The organism is Pseudoalteromonas sp. KG3 (assembly GCF_030436385.1).
Classification (GTDB): domain Bacteria; phylum Pseudomonadota; class Gammaproteobacteria; order Enterobacterales; family Alteromonadaceae; genus Pseudoalteromonas; species Pseudoalteromonas prydzensis.
Genome location: NZ_CP098523.1, coordinates 2,266,056 through 2,283,013 on the forward strand (window position 1 = coordinate 2,266,056; position 16,958 = coordinate 2,283,013).

The window sequence follows — 16,958 nt, forward strand, 5'->3', positions numbered from 1 at the left end:
CTTTCTCCTAAATTATATACGTGTTGCGGTAACTATATCGCCAGCTTGTAAATGCAGTGCATCGGCCATTGCCTGAGGCAAAGTCAACTCTGAGCTAGTTTCATCAAAGTTTAGCTGTGCAACGGTTGCTCTAAAGTCATTTAGTTTTTCATTGGCTAACATCACAGCAGTGTCGCCACTGTTTTCACCAATTTTCACGGTAAAGTTCTTTGCATTGCGAATAGTGGCAATATTATCTACTTTTGCTTCAACCGTTGGGCCTGCGTCAAAAATGTCAACGTAGCCGTTAAACGTGAAGCCCTCACTTTTTAACAACTCAATCGCAGGGCGCGTGTTATCGTGCACTTTACCGATCACAGCTTGCGCATCTTTACTGAGTAAGTTGACGTAAATTGGGTATTTCGGCATGAGTTCAGCAATAAATACTTTTTGGCCAATCCCAGTTAGGTAGTCAGCCGTTGGAAAGTCCATTGAGAAAAAGTGCTCTTCAAGCCACTGCCAAAATGGGCTATTGCCTTGCTCGTTAGAAACACCGCGCATTTCTGCAATAACGGTTTCAGCAAAACGCTCTTGGTGTTGCTTGATAAACATAAAACGTGCTTTTGAAAGCAGCTTACCGTTATTATTTTTACGGTAACCATCTTTTAAAAACAGCGTACAAAGCTCTGTTGCCCCTGTGTAGTCATTACACAAGGTTAAGATATCAACCGCTTTATATACATTCAATGTACGAGATGAATGAATGGCTTTGCTTAAATGATAATGATAAAACGCATCATCTAAACCTACCGCAGCCTCTATTGCTGAGGTACCAACTACCTCACCAGTTTCGCTATCTTCAAGAACAAACAAGTAACCTTCATCACCTGGGTGAGATGCACTTTTTGCGAATGAGCTTATAGAATGGTCAATCTTTTTTTGTAATAACTCTTCGTTATTAGGTAAAGAGGTAAAACCATGCCCTGATTCGTGGGCAATTTTCAATAAAGCTGGGTAATCACATTGCTGGATTGGGCGAAGGATCATCATGAGTCCGCTTGCTCCCTTATAAATAACGGTAAATTAAGAATAGTAGGGCAAGCTTGCTGCCTGCCCTATAATGATGAGACGTGTTGCTTAACCGTTCACAACTTTGGCAACCGCTTTTTCAAAGCGTGCCATACCTTCGCGAATATCCGCTTCAGGGATCACTAAAGAAGGTGTAAAGCGTACAACATCAGCACCAGCCACTAAAGACATCACGCCCTCAGCAGTACCTGCCACTAAAAACTCTTTAGCACGACCTTTAAACTGTTCAGTTACTACTGCACCGATTAACAAGCCTTGACCACGAATTTCTGAAAACACTTGGTGCTTGTCGTTAATCGCTGTTAATAATTCATTGAATAATGCAGCTTTAGCTTTAACGCCAGCGAGTACTTCAGGTGTATTTACAGTATCAAAAGCCGCTTCACCAACAGCACATGCCAATGGATTACCGCCATAAGTCGAGCCGTGCGTACCTACTTTAAGATGCTTAGCGATTTCTGTTGTGGTGATCATCGCACCAATTGGGAAACCGCCACCAAGCGCTTTAGCTGTAGTTAAAATATCTGGAGTTACATTCAAACCTTGATATGCATACAGCTCGCCAGTACGACCAACACCTGTTTGTACTTCATCAAAAATAAGCAATGCATTATGTTTAGTACATAATTCACGTACGCCTTTAACAAATTCGTCAGTAGCAGAAATAATACCGCCTTCGCCTTGCAGTGGTTCCATCATTACCGCACAGGTGTTATCAGAGATAAGTGCTGCAAAAGCGTCTAAATCGTTAAAATCACAATGCACGATATCGCCAGGTTTTGGACCAAAACCGTCAGAATAAGCAGCTTGACCACCTACAGTAACAGTGAAGAATGTACGACCGTGGAAGCCTTTGTTAAAAGCGATGATTTGTGATTTTTGTTCACCGAAGTTTTCAAGTGCTACGCGACGCGCTAATTTTAGTGCACCTTCATTTGCTTCAGCGCCAGAGTTGGCAAAATAAACTTTTTCAGCAAATGTCGCATCTACTAGCTTTTTAGCTAAACGCAGTGCTGGCTCATTCGTCATTACATTAGCTACGTGCCAGATTTTCTCGCCTTGCTCTTTTAGTGCTTTAACTAATGCAGGATGACAATGACCTAGACAGTTAACAGCGATACCGCCGGCAAAGTCGATATATTCACGACCTTGCTGATCCCAAACGCGTGACCCTTCACCACGAACAGGAATAACGCTTGAAGGTGCGTAGTTAGGAACCATTACTTGATCAAATAATTCGCGATTGACTGTCATTTTATATCCTCTTAATTGTTATCTCACAGAGAGCGTGAAAAATAGGCTCGATGATGGTGTGAAATACCATCTCCTTTGGCGTAAATCAGCATAGCTTAAATAGCCAAAAAATACTCTCTGGTTCAATTTTCAGACGGTCATTATTTCAGAGTTTTTTGCTATTGTCTCTTAGAAAACTTTCATGCAGCCCTTGTAATTAAAGGGATTGAGATATTATTTCAGAGATAGTGAATAACTATCTGAATAATGAATAATGGGGTTGTTTATTCGATAAGGCTGCCCCACTACTCGCCAAGCAGCGCTTTTGTAAATAAAAGGTGAGTAAAAGCAGATATTAATGATGAATGAATAGTCGTAAAAAAATTAACAAAAAATTTATGAAACTAGTCAATTTTAATATGAAAATGCTGTAAATTGGTTTTTTCTAGCTGTTCAAGCTCCAGCTTAGACAGTCCAACATGGTTAAACCAGAGTGATTTTTCATCACTTTCTAATAACTGATGGGCACTCAAACTAACTGCTTGGCTATAACAGCGCGCTTTGCGTATTAACATTGTTAGTGGCAATGCTGAGTCACCTTTTGCCGCACCATTAACCAATTGCGATAGCACGGCATTAAATGGCAAATACCGAAATGCCATCTTCTCAATCACCGTTGCTGTCACTTTAAGCGCATGCTGATTCAGTAAAGTACTTAAAAATAGCGGATCTGGCTTTAACTCTAATAAGGCAGTGTGTAAATCTTTGTGTTGCTCTTCACGAGCCATTGCGACCTTTCTTTGCCACACTCGTTCGAATGTACGAAGATATAGCCTGATCAAGGCTATTTTCCCCACATCGAGTAGCATACCTAAGGTAAATGCATGAACTTCATTTATTCCATTAAGCTTTGCCAGTTCTTGTGCTGCAATAGCGCAGGCCATGGAGTTATCGCGCAACCTGCGCTTTAACAGTGGGAACGGTTCAGTACTATGCGGCATCCAATGACGCACCGCAAAAGTAGGTACAACAAACTGCAAATTATCTAAACCGATATAGCGCAGTGCTAAAGACGGGTTATCAACTTTAACCGAAGTGTGTTTATTTCGTTGTGCGCGATAATAAGGTAAGTTGACAAAAGTGACTAATTCACGGCCCAACCAAGTCAGATCTTTGACTAACGGTTCAATGCGCCCCACTGATGCAGATTTTACAGCGAGTATGTCTAAAATTGCAGGTACGTTATCTTCAATGCCAATTGTTTCATGCAGTACAGTGTCTATATCAGCTAACTGCTTGCTCATCGCAGTCTCAATAACTTGATGTAGCTGCTGACTAGCTTGAGCGCGATATTTATGATGAGCAGTGCTAGATAACTTACGTACTTTTTCTGCTGCAACTTCTACCTCAAGTAAGGTACGTTGTTCCATTGCTTCGCCGTAGTCAATTTCTAAGGTATGAATATAGCCAATTTGACGCTGCGCAAAACTATGCCCAAGCAACAGATCATGGGCTCGTTGTTCTAATGCTTTCGCAATCCTTTGTTGGCGCACTTCATCTGTCATTCATTATTGTCTTTATATAAAAATTAAAGGAGTAATTACGTTTGTTAGCATAAGCCTAGAACCGAGTTAAAAAGTTAGCAAGTAATTCGAGCCCTTGCTCAGTTAAAATAGCTTCTGGATGAAATTGTACCCCTTCTAATGCTAAGCTGTTATGAGCTAAGCCCATTATTTCATCTAACTGGCCATTTTCTGTTTTTGTCCAAGCTGTGATCTGCAATTCATCTGGCAGACTATTTTTTTCAACCACTAATGAATGATAACGACATACCGTTAATGGATTTGCTAAACCAGTAAATACACCTTGATTAGCATGATAAATTGGTGAGGTTTTACCGTGCATCACTTGTTTGGCTCTAACAACATTAGCACCTAATGCCTGTGCAAGAGATTGATGCCCTAAGCAAATACCTAAAATTGGCAACTGTCCCTTCATCTTCGCAACCACATCTAAAGATATACCCGCCTCATTTGGCGTACATGGCCCAGGCGATATCACGATGTGCTGCGGGTTCAACTGAGCTATTTGACTAACCGAGATCTCATCATTGCGCTTTACTAGCACCTCTTGATCTAAGCGCTGAAAATATTGCACTAGGTTATAGGTAAACGAATCGTAATTGTCGATCATTAACAACATCAGGTTAGTAACTCATTGGTAATTAAAGGTTGCAGGGCAAGAGAAGTAATTGAGCCGCATTCTAACCCAATAGCAAAGAATTTTCAGTTAATTGTCGATTGAAAAACTGCATCTAACGTCTAACATTTTTTACAGCAGTTAAAAACTCACCGCCAAAGTATCGTCAACAAGCCAAAATAGTTAAAAGCGAAACCTTATAATCCAAATAAGATTTCAATCTAAGCAACTAATTTAAAACACATTTAAAATTAAAAACCTTATGATTAAATTGCTCATAGCTAGATAAGCGACTTTATTGCTGCTGCCCTCTAATATTTACTCATCGCTACAACCTAGCGAACAACACGTTAAATATTACATTACACATCCTGGTCATTATGGATGGCCACTAGAGCAAATATGAAGGAACAAATCATGAAATCATTAACTAAATCAGCGACCAAAACCCTATTAGTAAGTGCTGCTATAGCCACTTTATTTAGTGCCAGTGTTATGGCAAACGAGATGGAAAATAACAAGGTTTCACCAGTGACAAGTATTTCACAAACACAGGACGTAGTTGCTGTTGATTACAGTTTTAGCCAAGACTTTAACGCTTCATTTGAAAACCAATTAAACAAAATTGATGCCGCTATCACTGCGCAAATAGATGAATCAATCAAAATGGTGAACCAGCAAATTTCTGCACAACTAGCAAAATTATTTAACTAATTTGATATTCAGAATAATCAAAAAGGAATGAGGTATGATTAATTTTAGTAAAAACTTAGTCAGTAAAGGCTTGCTTATCGGTTGCTCATTATTGAGGCTATAGCGTTACTCAACTTGAAATTGCAGGTGAATAATAATGGAAAAAACAGATAAACAAGCTATCAGCCTTTTATGTGCTTTTGCCTGCTTGATGCTAGCAAGTATTGTAATGCCAAGCTATGCCGCACCTGTGGATGCACACACAGCTGCCGATAAAGTATTGAGCTCAGCTGATAGTTTTGAGCAATGTGCTATTGGTAGCAACATCATCACCTTATGATAAATAACAGCCCCCAACACCTACGCTGAAGTTCAACCACCTTCAGCGTAAGTCTTTCGAATATGCCTGTTTCATGCTCAGACAGCAAATCATGATAGTTAAGTCTTAACACAAAGATAGTGTAGTTATCACTTAAACAAGCTTTTCACTCTTGATTTATTCTGTAATTGCCCAAGCTCTATTATGTTGGGGCAAATAAATCCCCCACATAATCTACATTTAATAATTAAGGAGCAAAATATGTTAGGCGAAGACCATTCATTAACTAAAGAGTTTCCTGAGCATCTAAATACCATCACTGCGTTAAGTAAAGAAAGTTCCGAGTTTGCGGCTAGAGCAAAGCAGTATAATGCTATTGATAAGGAGGTTCGTGTACTCGAACTTCAAGATGCCCCAATTGATGATCAATCCATGCAACAACTAAAAGTTGAACGAGCAGAGTTAAAAGATTGGCTACATAAAGAATTAGTAAGTGCTAGCGAGTCTTAATTATAGTCGCCCACAAAAGTGGGCTTTAAATTATAAAGCGTTATTTTTCATAAGGCTATGTTTAGTCTTAACTCTCACAAATTTAAAAAGTGATTGCGAATAAACAAAATTGCATACAAACTAACCCATATTCATTTAAAAACTAGCTGTTAATGTCTAAATATATCCTATCGATTGATCAAGGTACAACAAGCTCACGAGCTGTGCTATTTACTAAGGATGCGCAAGTATATACAGCCGCTCAGCAAGAGTTTCAACAGTACTTCCCTGAAAATGGTTGGGTAGAGCATAACCCCGATCATATTTGGCAAACAGTAATTAGCAGTGCGCAAAAAGCATTGGCAGATAAACAAGTCAAAGCTGAAGACATTATAGCTATAGGTATCGCCAACCAACGTGAAACCACTTTAGTATGGAATAAAACGACAGGTAAACCCATTTATAACGCGATAGTCTGGCAAGATCGACGCAGCAGTGAATACTGTAAGAGTTTACGTGATGCAGGACACAGCGAAAGCGTGAATGATAAAACCGGCTTATTACTCGATCCGTATTTTTCTGCCACCAAAATTCGTTGGATTTTAGATAATGTCACTGGCGCTAAAGAGCAAGCTGCAGCTGGCGAACTGGCCTTTGGTACAGTAGACACCTACTTACTATGGCAATTAACCAACGGTAAAGTACACAAAACCGATGCAACCAATGCCTCTCGCACATTATTGTTTAACATTCATAAGCAATGCTGGGATGAAGAGCTACTCTGCTTATTTGATATTCCAGCCTCAATGTTACCTGAAGTGATGGACTCAGCGGCTGACTTTGGTGTAACTAGCAGCGAGTTATTTGGTGGTGAAATCCCAATTAGCGGCATAGCGGGCGATCAGCAAGCCGCATTAATTGGCCAGGCGTGTTTTGAAGAAGGTATGGCAAAAAGCACCTACGGAACTGGCTGTTTTTTAATGCTTAATACCGGAGATAAAGCACTCAAGTCGAATAATCGCTTATTAACCACCATCGCCTATAGGCTCAACGGCAAACCCACCTATGCCATTGAAGGCAGTATTTTTATGGCAGGTGCCACCATGCAATGGATTGTAGAAGGTTTAAAACTACTGGAGCACGCAGGTGAAAGTGAGGCGCTGGTTAAAGGTGTTCCCTTAGATCATGGGGTATTTTTAGTGCCCTCTTTTACAGGTTTAGGCGCTCCTTATTGGGATGCTAATGCTCGTGGTGCTATTTTAGGGCTTACCCGAGATTCAGGGATTAGTACTATTGTGGCAGCTGCCTTACAATCAGTGGGTTATCAAACTAAAGATTTGCAAAAAGCGATGGAAGGGGATGGCTTGCGCCCCAGTATTTTGCGCGTCGATGGCGGTATGGCCAATAATAATTGGGCAATGGCATTTTTAGCTAATATTTTAGGTGCAAGTGTTGAGCGCCCGACCTTAACCGAAACCACCTCGCTTGGTGTTGCCTATTTAGCAGGCCTGCAAAGTGGGGTTTATGAATCAACAGCGCAACTAGCAACGATGTGGCGATGTGACCGGCGCTTTGAACCAACCATGAGCAGCGATGAGCGCAACGATTTATATGCAAAATGGCTGCATTGTATTGCGCAAGTGACGCTTGCTAATAATCAGCAAAATAACAGTGCGAATTAACAGGCGGCTAATCGCGTTAATATAATCTGACATTCACAACCAACTTAAAGGTGCTCCCGTGCAGTTACTCGATAACGAATATGATTTACTCGTCATTGGCGGTGGCATTAATGGTGCTGGTATTGCCGCAGATGCCAGTGGTCGCGGCTTGAAAGTATTATTATGTGAGCAAGACGATTTAGCCTCAGCAACCTCCTCTAATAGCAGCAAACTTATTCATGGCGGGCTTCGCTATTTAGAGAATTATCAATTTAGATTGGTAAGAGAGGCCTTGCGTGAGCGTGAAATACTGTTAAAAAAAGCGCCGCATATTATGTGGCCACTCTCTTTTAGACTACCTCATCAAGCACATTTACGATCGCTATGGATGATTCGAGTGGGATTATTTATTTACGATCACCTAGCCAAACGTAATACTTTACCTGCTTCAAAAACAATTGAATTTAACAGCGACAGCGTACTCAACAGTAGTATTACTCAAGGCTTTGAATATGCTGATGGCTGGGTTGATGACGCGCGCTTAGTGATTTTAAACGCACAGGCAGCACATAATTTGGGAGCCACCATTGCAACACGTACACGCTGCATTAAAGCAACGCGTAATGCAACTGACTGGGATGTGATTTTAGAGCAACAAGCGAGCAAACAGCAACTACACATTAAGGCCAAAAGTGTTGTAAATGCCGCAGGCCCTTGGGTCGCGTCATTATTTGAAGATGTATTTACCCAGCCCACACCACACACCATTCGCCTTGTGAAAGGCAGTCACATAGTGGTGCCTCGAATTCATAGCCAGCCGGTTGCCTATATTTTACAAAACGAGGATAACCGTATTGTATTTGTTATTCCTTATGAGCAAGATTACTCACTAATTGGCACCACTGATGAAGAGTACACTGGCGATATTGCTGATGTAAAAATTAGTGAGCAAGAAATACAATACCTGATCAGTATTACTAATCATTACTTTAAAAAGCCAATAAGCGAAGCGGATATTGTGCACACGTTTAGTGGCGTGCGCCCGCTGTTAGATGACAAATCAACAGATGCCCAAGCGGTCACCCGCGATTACAAACTGATATTAAATAATGAAGCTGATCACGCCCCATTATTAAGCGTGTTTGGTGGCAAAATTACCACCTATAGAAAGCTTGCAGAAAATGCCGTTAATAAATTAGCGCCTCTTTACCCAAAAATGAGTCGCTCGTGGACGAAAGATAGCCCTTTACCAGGCGGCGACTTTAGTAACCAAGCATACCTTATCGCACAGTTAGAAAGCAGCTATCCTTGGCTGCCAATCGACACCTTAAAACGTATGGCTCGCAGCTATGGCACGCTTAGTTATCAATTATTAGGTAAAAGCCAAGCAATCGGCGATTTAGGTTATCACTTTGGTCATGGCTTATATGCACAAGAAGTTGATTACTTAGTTAACCATGAATGGGCAAAAAACAGCGCAGATATATTGTGGCGCAGAACTAAGCTCGGACTACGCTTTACTGAAAAACAAGTGGTTGTACTGGGGCAATATTTAACTAAACACCCTGCTTGTCACAGCTAAGCTGCGATTAACTAGCTGCAACAAGGTGCTGTGTTAATGCAGCTTTTTCATCAGCCGAAAGCGTTTGCTTTGTTTTGCTGGCAAAGTCGTATCGCACCATGACCGTTTTACCAATTGCACAGCACTTATCTTGCTGCCAGGCTTCTTGGCGGATCACAAATGAACTATTACCAATCTGCTCTATGCTGGTATTAATTGTCACCTCATGGGCATAAAATAACTCGCCGACAAACGACACTTCAACCTTAGCAATGATTAACTTCCAGTTGTGAGGATTAAGATCAGGGGTAAAAAATTTAAAAATAGGTACTCGGGCGGCTTCAAACCAAACAGGGAGTACGGTATTGTTGATGTGTCCGAGTGCATCCGTTTCGCTAAAGCGCGGCATCACTTTTTCAGTAAACATAATAATCCAATAATAATTAAACAGGTAACTCATGACGGACTTTATCCGCGTATATGACAACGCGCTCAGCAGTGACTTTTGCGATAACTTTATCACTACCTTTTCGCAAAGCCCGCATATAAAACAAGGGATGACATCAGGCGGCATAGATCTTAATAAAAAAGATAGCCACGACTTACACTTAAACAATCATCCTGAATACGCTGAGCAATTAAAACATATTCAACAAACTACTGCACAATATGTTTTTAACTACATTGAAGAACATATTTTTATAATGATTGGGGCGTTTGGTTTAAAAGTGTACCACCCCAAAACAGGACAACCTGTTGATTTAACGCAAGCTAATTTTGACGAGGTAGGTAAACCGCAATTACCTTTATTGGTACAGCAAATTTTTCGACTCGGTAATATCCAAGCGCAAAAATATGAGGTAAATAAAGGCGGCTACCCGTATTGGCATAGTGAAGTGTACCCACAGTTACAGCATAACGAAGCACTACATCGAGTATTGTTATTTATGTTTTATTTAAACGATGTTGAAGAAGGCGGTGAAACCGAGTTTTATTATCAAAATCGTAAGATAGCCCCGAAAAAAGGCACTATGGTGATTGCCCCTGGCTACTTTACTCATACCCATCGCGGTAATAAGCCAGTGTCGAATGATAAATATATTTTAACGTCGTGGGTGCTGTTTAACCGCGCAGAGCAAATATACGGGCAGCCACAGGCCTAAGCGGTCAGCGGTCAGCGGTCAGCGGTCAGCGGTCAGCGGTCAGCGGTCAGCGGTCAGCGGTCAGCGGTCAGCGGTCAGCGGTCAGCGGTCAGCGGTCAGCGGTCAGCGGTCAGCGGTCAGCGGTCAGCGGTCAGCGGTCAGCGGTCAAAAATTAACTAACTGCTGACTACTGTCAAGTATTTGCACTTTAATAAACAATAATTAAAGTGCAAATTTGCATTAAACTGACGGCTTATAGCTGACAGCTTCAAATCAGCTCATCAAACAAATTAAAGAGCGTGTCCATCTCTTCGATGGTGTTGTAGTGCATACAGCCAATGCGCACCACGCCGCCAGTATCCAATACACCCAATTGCTTGCATAAGCCTTGAGCGTAGAAGTTACCATCCCACACACATACATGTTGCTTGCCTAAAAACTCAGACACTTGGCGTGGCTCAAGCCCTGCAAAGGTTAACGCAAAAGTTGGGGTACGTTCAGCTAAACGATCTAAATCATCAATACCAAATAGCTTAATTTTAGGATAGTTAACTAAACGAGTAAGAAAGTACTCACTTAACGCCATTTCATGCTGTTTCGTTTTAGCAAAAGCTGCTGTTAATTTATCACGGCGTGAATAGCTTTCATCAAGCTCACTAATATCAGCAATGTAGTCAACAGCAGCAATTAAGCCTGCTAGTGCTTCAAAGCTTTGCGTGCCGGTTTCCCAGCGCCCAGGAATAACATCTTTGGCAGGCTCTACTTTGTATGGTCTAAATCCTTCAAGGTGCTCACGCTTACCGTACACCATGCCTAAGTGCGGGCCAAAGAACTTATAGGCAGAGCAGGCCAAAAAGTCACAATCAAGATCTTGCACATCAACTAACTCATGTGGCGCATAATGCACTGCATCTACATAAACCAAAGCACCTACGCTATGAGCAAGTTCTACAATACGTTTAATGTCGTTAATAGAGCCAGTGGTATTTGATGCGTAAGTCACTGCAACAAGTTTAGTCTTAGCATTTAGCAAACTCTCAAAATGCGCTAAATCTAAGCTGCAATCAGCTTCGTTAATCAATACAGTATTAACCTTTGCGCCTTTATCTTCTGCAGCTTGTTGCCAAGAGGAGACATTTGAGAAATGATCTGCGTTGGTCACGATAATCTCATCACCCGCTTGCCAATCACGAGAAATCGCACGGCTAAAGCTAAAAGTAAGGCTGGTCATATTCGCACCAAATACAATTTGATCGCGCGATGGGGAATTAAGTAAATCAGCCGCGGCTTGACGTGCATTAGCCATAAGCTCAACGGTTTTATCGCTTGAGAAAAACGCGCCGCCTAAGTTAGAGTTGTAATAACCTAAATAAGCCGACATAGCACTAAGCACTGATTGTGGTACTTGTGAGCCACCCGGGCCATCTAAAAATATTGGCGATTTACCCGCAACTTGTTGCATTAATGCCGGAAATTGACGACGTAGTTTAGTTAAATTCATTGCCATTCCTTAAGCCGTTAGTACGAAACAATCTAGGTAACCGTCTTTACTTGCATCAATTTTATTCATTGGCGTGGCGTTGTGCCACACTTCACGGTCGTTGATTAATGCAAACATACCGTCTTTAATTTCCATTTTAAAACACGGCTCAGCTTGTTTGTTTTCATAAACAAGTAATTCACCACCTTCTAGGTTTTCATGTGATACACCACAAATACATACATGATCAAAGCCATCTTGGTGAATACCTTCTGGCGCCGGTGGGGTATCGCTTTCGATTGCTAACATTCTGAACTGGTGAATTTCAATATCACGGTCTTCGTCTATGCCTGTGATAGCACGAAACTCATTAACGATACTTTTCATCCCTTCGCTTGCCAATAAGCTTGGCTCTAAGTTCTCATACGTACGCTCAACATTGCCTTGAAAGGTATTAATTGAATCATCTTGTACAAAGGCTTTAGTGGCTTGTAGTTTTAGTTCGCCACCTTGTGCTTTGATCACTGAATAGCGGCGTTTACGAAACGCACCATCGGCGTACGGATTAGCCGGAAGATTGGCAAATGATGGCTTGACCGCCTCGATATGAGCTTGGTTTACAAAACGAAGTTGTAATAGGTTCTGGTTGTTTAATGCTGTCATAAAATATCACCTAAGAAATAAGAGACTAACTCATAAATATTGAAGGGGATTTTAATGCAAATAGAGAGGAATTTTTGCGTCTTTACTTGATTAAAGCAAGGTTAAAGTAGAATTTTAAGATCTAAAATATCATCATAATGAAATTTTAATCTAACAACAAATAACTGGTTGAATTTCTATTTATAAACATCAATAACAAAAACACTTAAAGCGTCCAATAAACCTCATATTGATTTTGCAACCTTCGAGTATAAGTTCAACTTAGTACTAGGCTGGTAAGGTGGGTTATAGCACCCCTTCTTAATGTTCACTACATACAGATGATATTTAATAAAAAAGCCTGCAAAACAGGCTTTTTATGTACAAACTAGTTAAAATTAAACAGCTTGCTGAATAATTACGTTGTCTGCTTTTTTGGTATAAACAGGCATGCGATGGAAGTTCAAATAACGATAAGTATCAGCTGCTGTTGCATTAATTTTTGCTGCATACTGTTGGTACTCATCAGCTGTCGGTAACTTACCTAAAATCGCAGCTACGGCTGCAAGTTCTGCTGACGCTAAGAATACATTTGCACCATTACCTAAGCGGTTCGGGAAGTTACGCGTAGAAGTAGAAACCACAGTTGCTTTATCTGCAACACGTGCTTGGTTGCCCATACACAGTGAACACCCTGGAGTTTCAATACGAGCACCTACACGACCAAAGATACCGTAATAACCTTCGTCGGTAAGTTGGTCTTTATCCATCTTAGTCGGTGGCGCAACCCATAGCTGAGTTGGAATACGACCAGAGAAACCATCTAATAGTTTACCTGCGGCGCGGAAGTGACCAATATTCGTCATACATGAACCAATAAATACCTCATCAATTTTCTCGCCCGTCACATCAGATAATAAACGTGCATCATCAGGATCATTTGGCGCACACAGAATTGGCTCTTTGATATCGGCTAAGTCAATCTCTAGTACATGCTTATACTCAGCATCTGCATCAGCTTCCATTAGTTCTGGGTTTGCTAACCAGTCTTGCATTGCATTAATACGACGTTCAATAGTGCGTACATCGCCATAGCCTTCTGAGATCATCCACTTAAGCATTACAATGTTTGATTCTAAGTATTCAGCAATAGACTCTTTAGAAAGCTTGACAGTACAACCTGCCGCTGAACGCTCTGCTGATGCATCGGAAAGCTCAAATGCTTGCTCAACCGTTAAGTGCTCAACCCCTTCAATTTCTAGTACACGACCAGAGAACTCGTTGATTTTACCTTTTTTTTCTACAGTCAGTAGACCTTCTTTGATAGCGAAGTAAGGGATTGCATGCACAAGGTCACGTAGCGTGATACCAGCTTGCATTTCACCTTTAAAACGTACCAAGATTGACTCCGGCATATCAAGAGGCATAACCCCTGTTGCGGCTGCAAATGCCACTGCACCTGAACCTGCAGGGAATGAAATACCTAATGGGAAGCGTGTATGCGAATCACCACCCGTACCTACGGTATCTGGTAATAACATCCGGTTTAACCATGAATGAATAACACCATCACCAGGACGAAGTGATACACCGCCACGGTTCATAATGAAATCAGGTAGCGTATGATGGGTGTTTACATCAATAGGTTTAGGGTAAGCAGATGTATGACAAAAAGACTGCATGGTTAAATCAGCAGAGAAACCTAAACAGGCTAAATCCTTAAGCTCATCGCGAGTCATCGGCCCTGTCGTATCTTGCGAGCCAACGGTGGTCATCTTAGGCTCGCAGTATTGACCAGGGCGAATGCCTGCAACATTACATGCTTTACCCACCATTTTTTGTGCAAGCGTGAAGCCTTTATCAGATATTTCAGTTACTGCTGGCACTTTAAATACATCCGTTGCACCTAAACCCAGTGATGTACGCGCTTTGTCTGTTAAGCCACGGCCAATGATCAGTGGAATACGACCACCAGCGCGAACTTCATCAAGAATGACATCTGATTTAAGTTCAAAAGTAGAGATCACCTCATCAGTACCATGACGTTTAACAACCCCTTCATAAGGGTAAATATCGATTTGATCACCCATATTGAACTCGTCGACATTTAATTCGATTGGTAACGCACCAGAATCTTCCATTGTATTAAAGAAGATTGGCGCAATTTTATTACCTAAACATACACCACCAACACGCTTGTTCGGTACGAACGGAATATCATCGCCCATAAACCAAAGCACCGAGTTAGTAGCAGACTTACGAGAAGAGCCAGTACCAACAACATCACCTACATAGGCAAGTGGTAACCCTTTCGTTTTTAATTCTTCCAGTTGTGTAATTGGGCCAATTTCACCGCCTTTATCTGGCGTGATGCCATCGCGCTCAATTTTTAGCATTGCTAAAGCATGCAGAGGAATATCAGGACGAGACCATGCATCTGGTGCTGGTGATAAGTCATCCGTATTTGTCTCACCCGTTACTTTAAATACCGTAACAGAGATTTTTTCAGCAACCGCTGGCTTATTCGTAAACCATTCTGCAGCCGCCCAAGATTCAATAACTTGCTTAGCAAAGCGATTACCTGCTTTGGCTTTTTCTTCAACATCATAAAAGGCATCAAACATTAGTAATGTATTTGCAAGACCTTTAACAACAATTGGCGCAAGCGCATCGTCATCAAGTAAATCAATCATAGGTGCGATATTGTAACCGCCAAGCATAGTACCTAACAGCTCTGCTGCTTGCTCTTTTGAGATAAGTGGTGATGATGCATCACCTTTAGCCACTGCTGCTAAAAAGCCTGCTTTGATGTAAGCGGCATCATCCACACCTGGTGGTACGCGGTTTACTAATAAATTTAGAATAAACTCTTCTTCACCTGCCGGTGGAGATTTTACTAGCTCGATAAGATCAGCCGTTTGCTGAGCATCTAATGGCGCTGGTACGATACCTAATTCGGCACGCTCTTCTACGTGTTTACGATAATCTTGTAGCACAGTATTGCCCTCTTGGTGACGTGAAAGTATTCGGTAGTGCGAGTGTTCGCGTAAAATTACCAAACTTTTATAGTATTCTGACGGTTCATAATAAAGCTTTTAAGTATAGATTAAAATCCATCCAGTAGCGCAAAACATGATACTCATTATAAATATCGTGAATATCACACACAAAAAATACCTGTCAGATGAATACCAATTACGAATCATTATTATCAGGCATAAAAAAACCCAGCACATGGCTGGGTTTTTATAAATCAAATTTTATTAACGCTCAACTTTCACGCGTTCAATTGACTTAAGGTGTGCTTCTACACGACGGTTTTCAGCATGAGCTTCCGCAGTGTTAGCTGTATTTTTAAGACGCTCTTCGCCTAAACCAACCGTAGTGATACGATCAGCAGCAATACCATCAGCAATTAACTTAGCTGCAACGGCATCAGCACGCTTCTTAGATAACCATTTGTTGTAATCTGCTTTACCAACAGCAGAAGAGTGACCTTCAAGCAATACTGTTGTTTCAGTATGTTCTTTTAAGAACGCTGCAACTTTATCAATGCCGCTATCATATTTACCGGCAACTTTTGAAGTATTGTTAGGGAATGTTACTAATAAGCTCGTAGTTACTTCACGATCTTCATAAAGAGTACAACCAGTACCGTCTACTGCATCTGTCATTGGTGTATTAGCACATTGGTCATCAGCATCAGGGATATTATCGCCGTCACTATCAACAGGTGCTACAGCAACAGGAACTACAGCAGCAACTGGTGCAGCTTCAACTGGTTCTGCTGAGCTTTGCGCGCCAAAGATATAGCTAAGACCTAATTTAGCACCAACATCAGTGTAACCACGGTCAAGACCTTGGTATAAAGATGTTTCAGCGTTAAATGCAAAATTATCAGTAAAGTAATGTTGGTAACCAGCACCTACGTTAGCAAACATTAAATCTTCATCAACAGCATCAAGGTTTTTCAAACCAAAGATCCCATAGAAAGGACCGCCATTGATATGATATAGACCATCAATACCGTAACGCTTACCGTCTTCAGAACCACTAACCGACGTCCCGTCAGTTGCACGAGCAGTCCAATCGAAATCCATGTCTGCGTATTCTAAACGAGCGCTCCAGTAATCATTGAAGCGATAACCTAGCTCAAGACCCCAACCTGTAGAGTCATCAACATCTAAGCCACCTTGTTCATAACCGCGAACATTTTCCCAAGAAGCATCGTAGTAATCGCCAAATGCACCGATGTAAAAGCCTTCTTTTTCGGCCGCGAAGCTTGAAGCGCTAGTTGCAGCTAGTGCTAAAGCAATAGTAAGAGATTTAAGTTTCATGTTTCATTCCTTTCCATTAAAAATACCTAAAGGCCATTTTGGCCAAACTCACTCTAAGATAGATGATGACCAATTAATCCAAACTTAATAAGCTATAGAAACTGAAAATTTAAAATGAAGCTCAGTAGCTTAGA

The 16,958-nt window shown here is 41.3% G+C and carries 15 protein-coding genes and 2 pseudogenes; 8 read left to right on the top strand and 9 right to left on the bottom strand.

Annotated elements, in window-relative coordinates; all coding sequences use genetic code 11:
• Window positions 1-12: 12 nt before the first annotated feature.
• The 4 genes from astA to NDQ71_RS10710 form a co-directional block, all read right to left on the bottom strand.
• Window positions 13-1,029 carry an arginine N-succinyltransferase gene (gene astA, locus NDQ71_RS10695; protein WP_064668213.1) on the bottom strand — a complete coding sequence of 339 codons (1,017 nt, stop codon included), beginning with the start codon at window positions 1,027-1,029 and terminating at the stop codon, window positions 13-15.
• 87 nt (window positions 1,030-1,116) lie between these two features.
• Window positions 1,117-2,322: an aspartate aminotransferase family protein gene (locus tag NDQ71_RS10700; RefSeq protein ID WP_301561614.1), complete on the bottom strand. Its 1,206-nt coding sequence runs from the start codon at window positions 2,320-2,322 to the stop codon at window positions 1,117-1,119.
• A gap of 383 nt (window positions 2,323-2,705) precedes the next feature.
• Entirely contained in the window at window positions 2,706-3,866 is a 1,161-nt protein-coding gene (locus tag NDQ71_RS10705; RefSeq protein ID WP_283709906.1) for an HDOD domain-containing protein, read from the bottom strand.
• A 55-nt stretch (window positions 3,867-3,921) separates the two neighbouring features.
• Window positions 3,922-4,503 carry an aminodeoxychorismate/anthranilate synthase component II gene (locus NDQ71_RS10710; RefSeq protein ID WP_301561615.1) on the bottom strand — a complete coding sequence of 194 codons (582 nt, stop codon included), beginning with the start codon at window positions 4,501-4,503 and terminating at the stop codon, window positions 3,922-3,924.
• Between the two features lie 414 nt (window positions 4,504-4,917).
• On the opposite strand from NDQ71_RS10710, the gene NDQ71_RS10715 reads away from it, so the two are divergent.
• The 5 genes from NDQ71_RS10715 (at window position 4,918) to glpD (ending at window position 9,244) form a co-directional block, all read left to right on the top strand.
• Window positions 4,918-5,214: a hypothetical protein gene (locus tag NDQ71_RS10715; RefSeq protein ID WP_192541696.1), complete on the top strand. Its 297-nt coding sequence runs from the start codon at window positions 4,918-4,920 to the stop codon at window positions 5,212-5,214.
• Window positions 5,215-5,350: 136 nt separating this feature from the next.
• Entirely contained in the window at window positions 5,351-5,533 is a 183-nt protein-coding gene (locus NDQ71_RS10720) for a hypothetical protein (protein ID WP_064668218.1), read from the top strand.
• A 240-nt stretch (window positions 5,534-5,773) separates the two neighbouring features.
• Entirely contained in the window at window positions 5,774-6,022 is a 249-nt protein-coding gene (locus NDQ71_RS10725; protein WP_064668219.1) for a YdcH family protein, read from the top strand.
• A 152-nt stretch (window positions 6,023-6,174) separates the two neighbouring features.
• Window positions 6,175-7,683, top strand: coding sequence for a glycerol kinase GlpK (gene glpK / locus NDQ71_RS10730; protein WP_192541697.1), 1,509 nt, complete (start codon window positions 6,175-6,177; stop codon window positions 7,681-7,683).
• Window positions 7,684-7,741: 58 nt separating this feature from the next.
• On the top strand, window positions 7,742-9,244 hold the full coding sequence (gene glpD / locus NDQ71_RS10735) for a glycerol-3-phosphate dehydrogenase (protein WP_192541698.1): 1,503 nt from the start codon (window positions 7,742-7,744) through the stop codon (window positions 9,242-9,244).
• Between the two features lie 7 nt (window positions 9,245-9,251).
• Here glpD and NDQ71_RS10740 read toward each other — a convergent pair whose 3' ends face one another.
• Window positions 9,252-9,650, bottom strand: coding sequence for a thioesterase family protein (locus tag NDQ71_RS10740; protein WP_064668229.1), 399 nt, complete (start codon window positions 9,648-9,650; stop codon window positions 9,252-9,254).
• 31 nt (window positions 9,651-9,681) lie between these two features.
• On the opposite strand from NDQ71_RS10740, the gene NDQ71_RS10745 reads away from it, so the two are divergent.
• The 3 genes and pseudogenes from NDQ71_RS10745 to NDQ71_RS24405 all read left to right on the top strand — a co-directional run.
• Window positions 9,682-10,386, top strand: coding sequence for a 2OG-Fe(II) oxygenase (locus NDQ71_RS10745; protein WP_064668222.1), 705 nt, complete (start codon window positions 9,682-9,684; stop codon window positions 10,384-10,386).
• A pseudogene (locus NDQ71_RS24400) lies at window positions 10,365-10,472 on the top strand (hypothetical protein); the annotation flags it as partial. The gene NDQ71_RS10745 and the pseudogene NDQ71_RS24400, both read left to right, overlap by 22 nt.
• A pseudogene (locus NDQ71_RS24405) lies at window positions 10,450-10,545 on the top strand (hypothetical protein); the annotation flags it as partial. The pseudogenes NDQ71_RS24400 and NDQ71_RS24405, both read left to right, overlap by 23 nt.
• 88 nt (window positions 10,546-10,633) lie before the next feature.
• On the opposite strand, the gene NDQ71_RS10750 reads toward NDQ71_RS24405, so the two are convergent.
• From NDQ71_RS10750 to NDQ71_RS10765, 4 genes are all read right to left on the bottom strand, one after another.
• A complete protein-coding gene (locus NDQ71_RS10750; RefSeq protein ID WP_301561616.1) occupies window positions 10,634-11,866 on the bottom strand; it encodes a cysteine desulfurase-like protein in 1,233 nt (410 codons plus the stop codon).
• Window positions 11,867-11,875: 9 nt separating this feature from the next.
• A complete protein-coding gene (locus NDQ71_RS10755) occupies window positions 11,876-12,508 on the bottom strand; it encodes a 2OG-Fe dioxygenase family protein (protein ID WP_192540661.1) in 633 nt (210 codons plus the stop codon).
• 377 nt (window positions 12,509-12,885) lie between these two features.
• Window positions 12,886-15,483: a bifunctional aconitate hydratase 2/2-methylisocitrate dehydratase gene (gene acnB / locus NDQ71_RS10760; protein WP_301561617.1), complete on the bottom strand. Its 2,598-nt coding sequence runs from the start codon at window positions 15,481-15,483 to the stop codon at window positions 12,886-12,888.
• A gap of 267 nt (window positions 15,484-15,750) precedes the next feature.
• A complete protein-coding gene (locus NDQ71_RS10765; protein ID WP_064667795.1) occupies window positions 15,751-16,824 on the bottom strand; it encodes an OmpA family protein in 1,074 nt (357 codons plus the stop codon).
• Window positions 16,825-16,958 lie beyond the last annotated feature (134 nt).

Coding starts and splice junctions, on each gene's coding strand:
- astA (WP_064668213.1), bottom strand. CDS start 1,029: ATGATGATCCTTCGCCCAATCCAGCAATGTGATTACCCAGCTTTATTG.
- NDQ71_RS10700 (WP_301561614.1), bottom strand. CDS start 2,322: ATGACAGTCAATCGCGAATTATTTGATCAAGTAATGGTTCCTAACTAC.
- NDQ71_RS10705 (WP_283709906.1), bottom strand. CDS start 3,866: ATGACAGATGAAGTGCGCCAACAAAGGATTGCGAAAGCATTAGAACAA.
- NDQ71_RS10710 (WP_301561615.1), bottom strand. CDS start 4,503: ATGTTGTTAATGATCGACAATTACGATTCGTTTACCTATAACCTAGTG.
- NDQ71_RS10715 (WP_192541696.1), top strand. CDS start 4,918: ATGAAATCATTAACTAAATCAGCGACCAAAACCCTATTAGTAAGTGCT.
- NDQ71_RS10720 (WP_064668218.1), top strand. CDS start 5,351: ATGGAAAAAACAGATAAACAAGCTATCAGCCTTTTATGTGCTTTTGCC.
- NDQ71_RS10725 (WP_064668219.1), top strand. CDS start 5,774: ATGTTAGGCGAAGACCATTCATTAACTAAAGAGTTTCCTGAGCATCTA.
- glpK (WP_192541697.1), top strand. CDS start 6,175: ATGTCTAAATATATCCTATCGATTGATCAAGGTACAACAAGCTCACGA.
- NDQ71_RS10740 (WP_064668229.1), bottom strand. CDS start 9,650: ATGTTTACTGAAAAAGTGATGCCGCGCTTTAGCGAAACGGATGCACTC.
- NDQ71_RS10745 (WP_064668222.1), top strand. CDS start 9,682: ATGACGGACTTTATCCGCGTATATGACAACGCGCTCAGCAGTGACTTT.
- NDQ71_RS10750 (WP_301561616.1), bottom strand. CDS start 11,866: ATGAATTTAACTAAACTACGTCGTCAATTTCCGGCATTAATGCAACAA.
- NDQ71_RS10755 (WP_192540661.1), bottom strand. CDS start 12,508: ATGACAGCATTAAACAACCAGAACCTATTACAACTTCGTTTTGTAAAC.
- NDQ71_RS10765 (WP_064667795.1), bottom strand. CDS start 16,824: ATGAAACTTAAATCTCTTACTATTGCTTTAGCACTAGCTGCAACTAGC.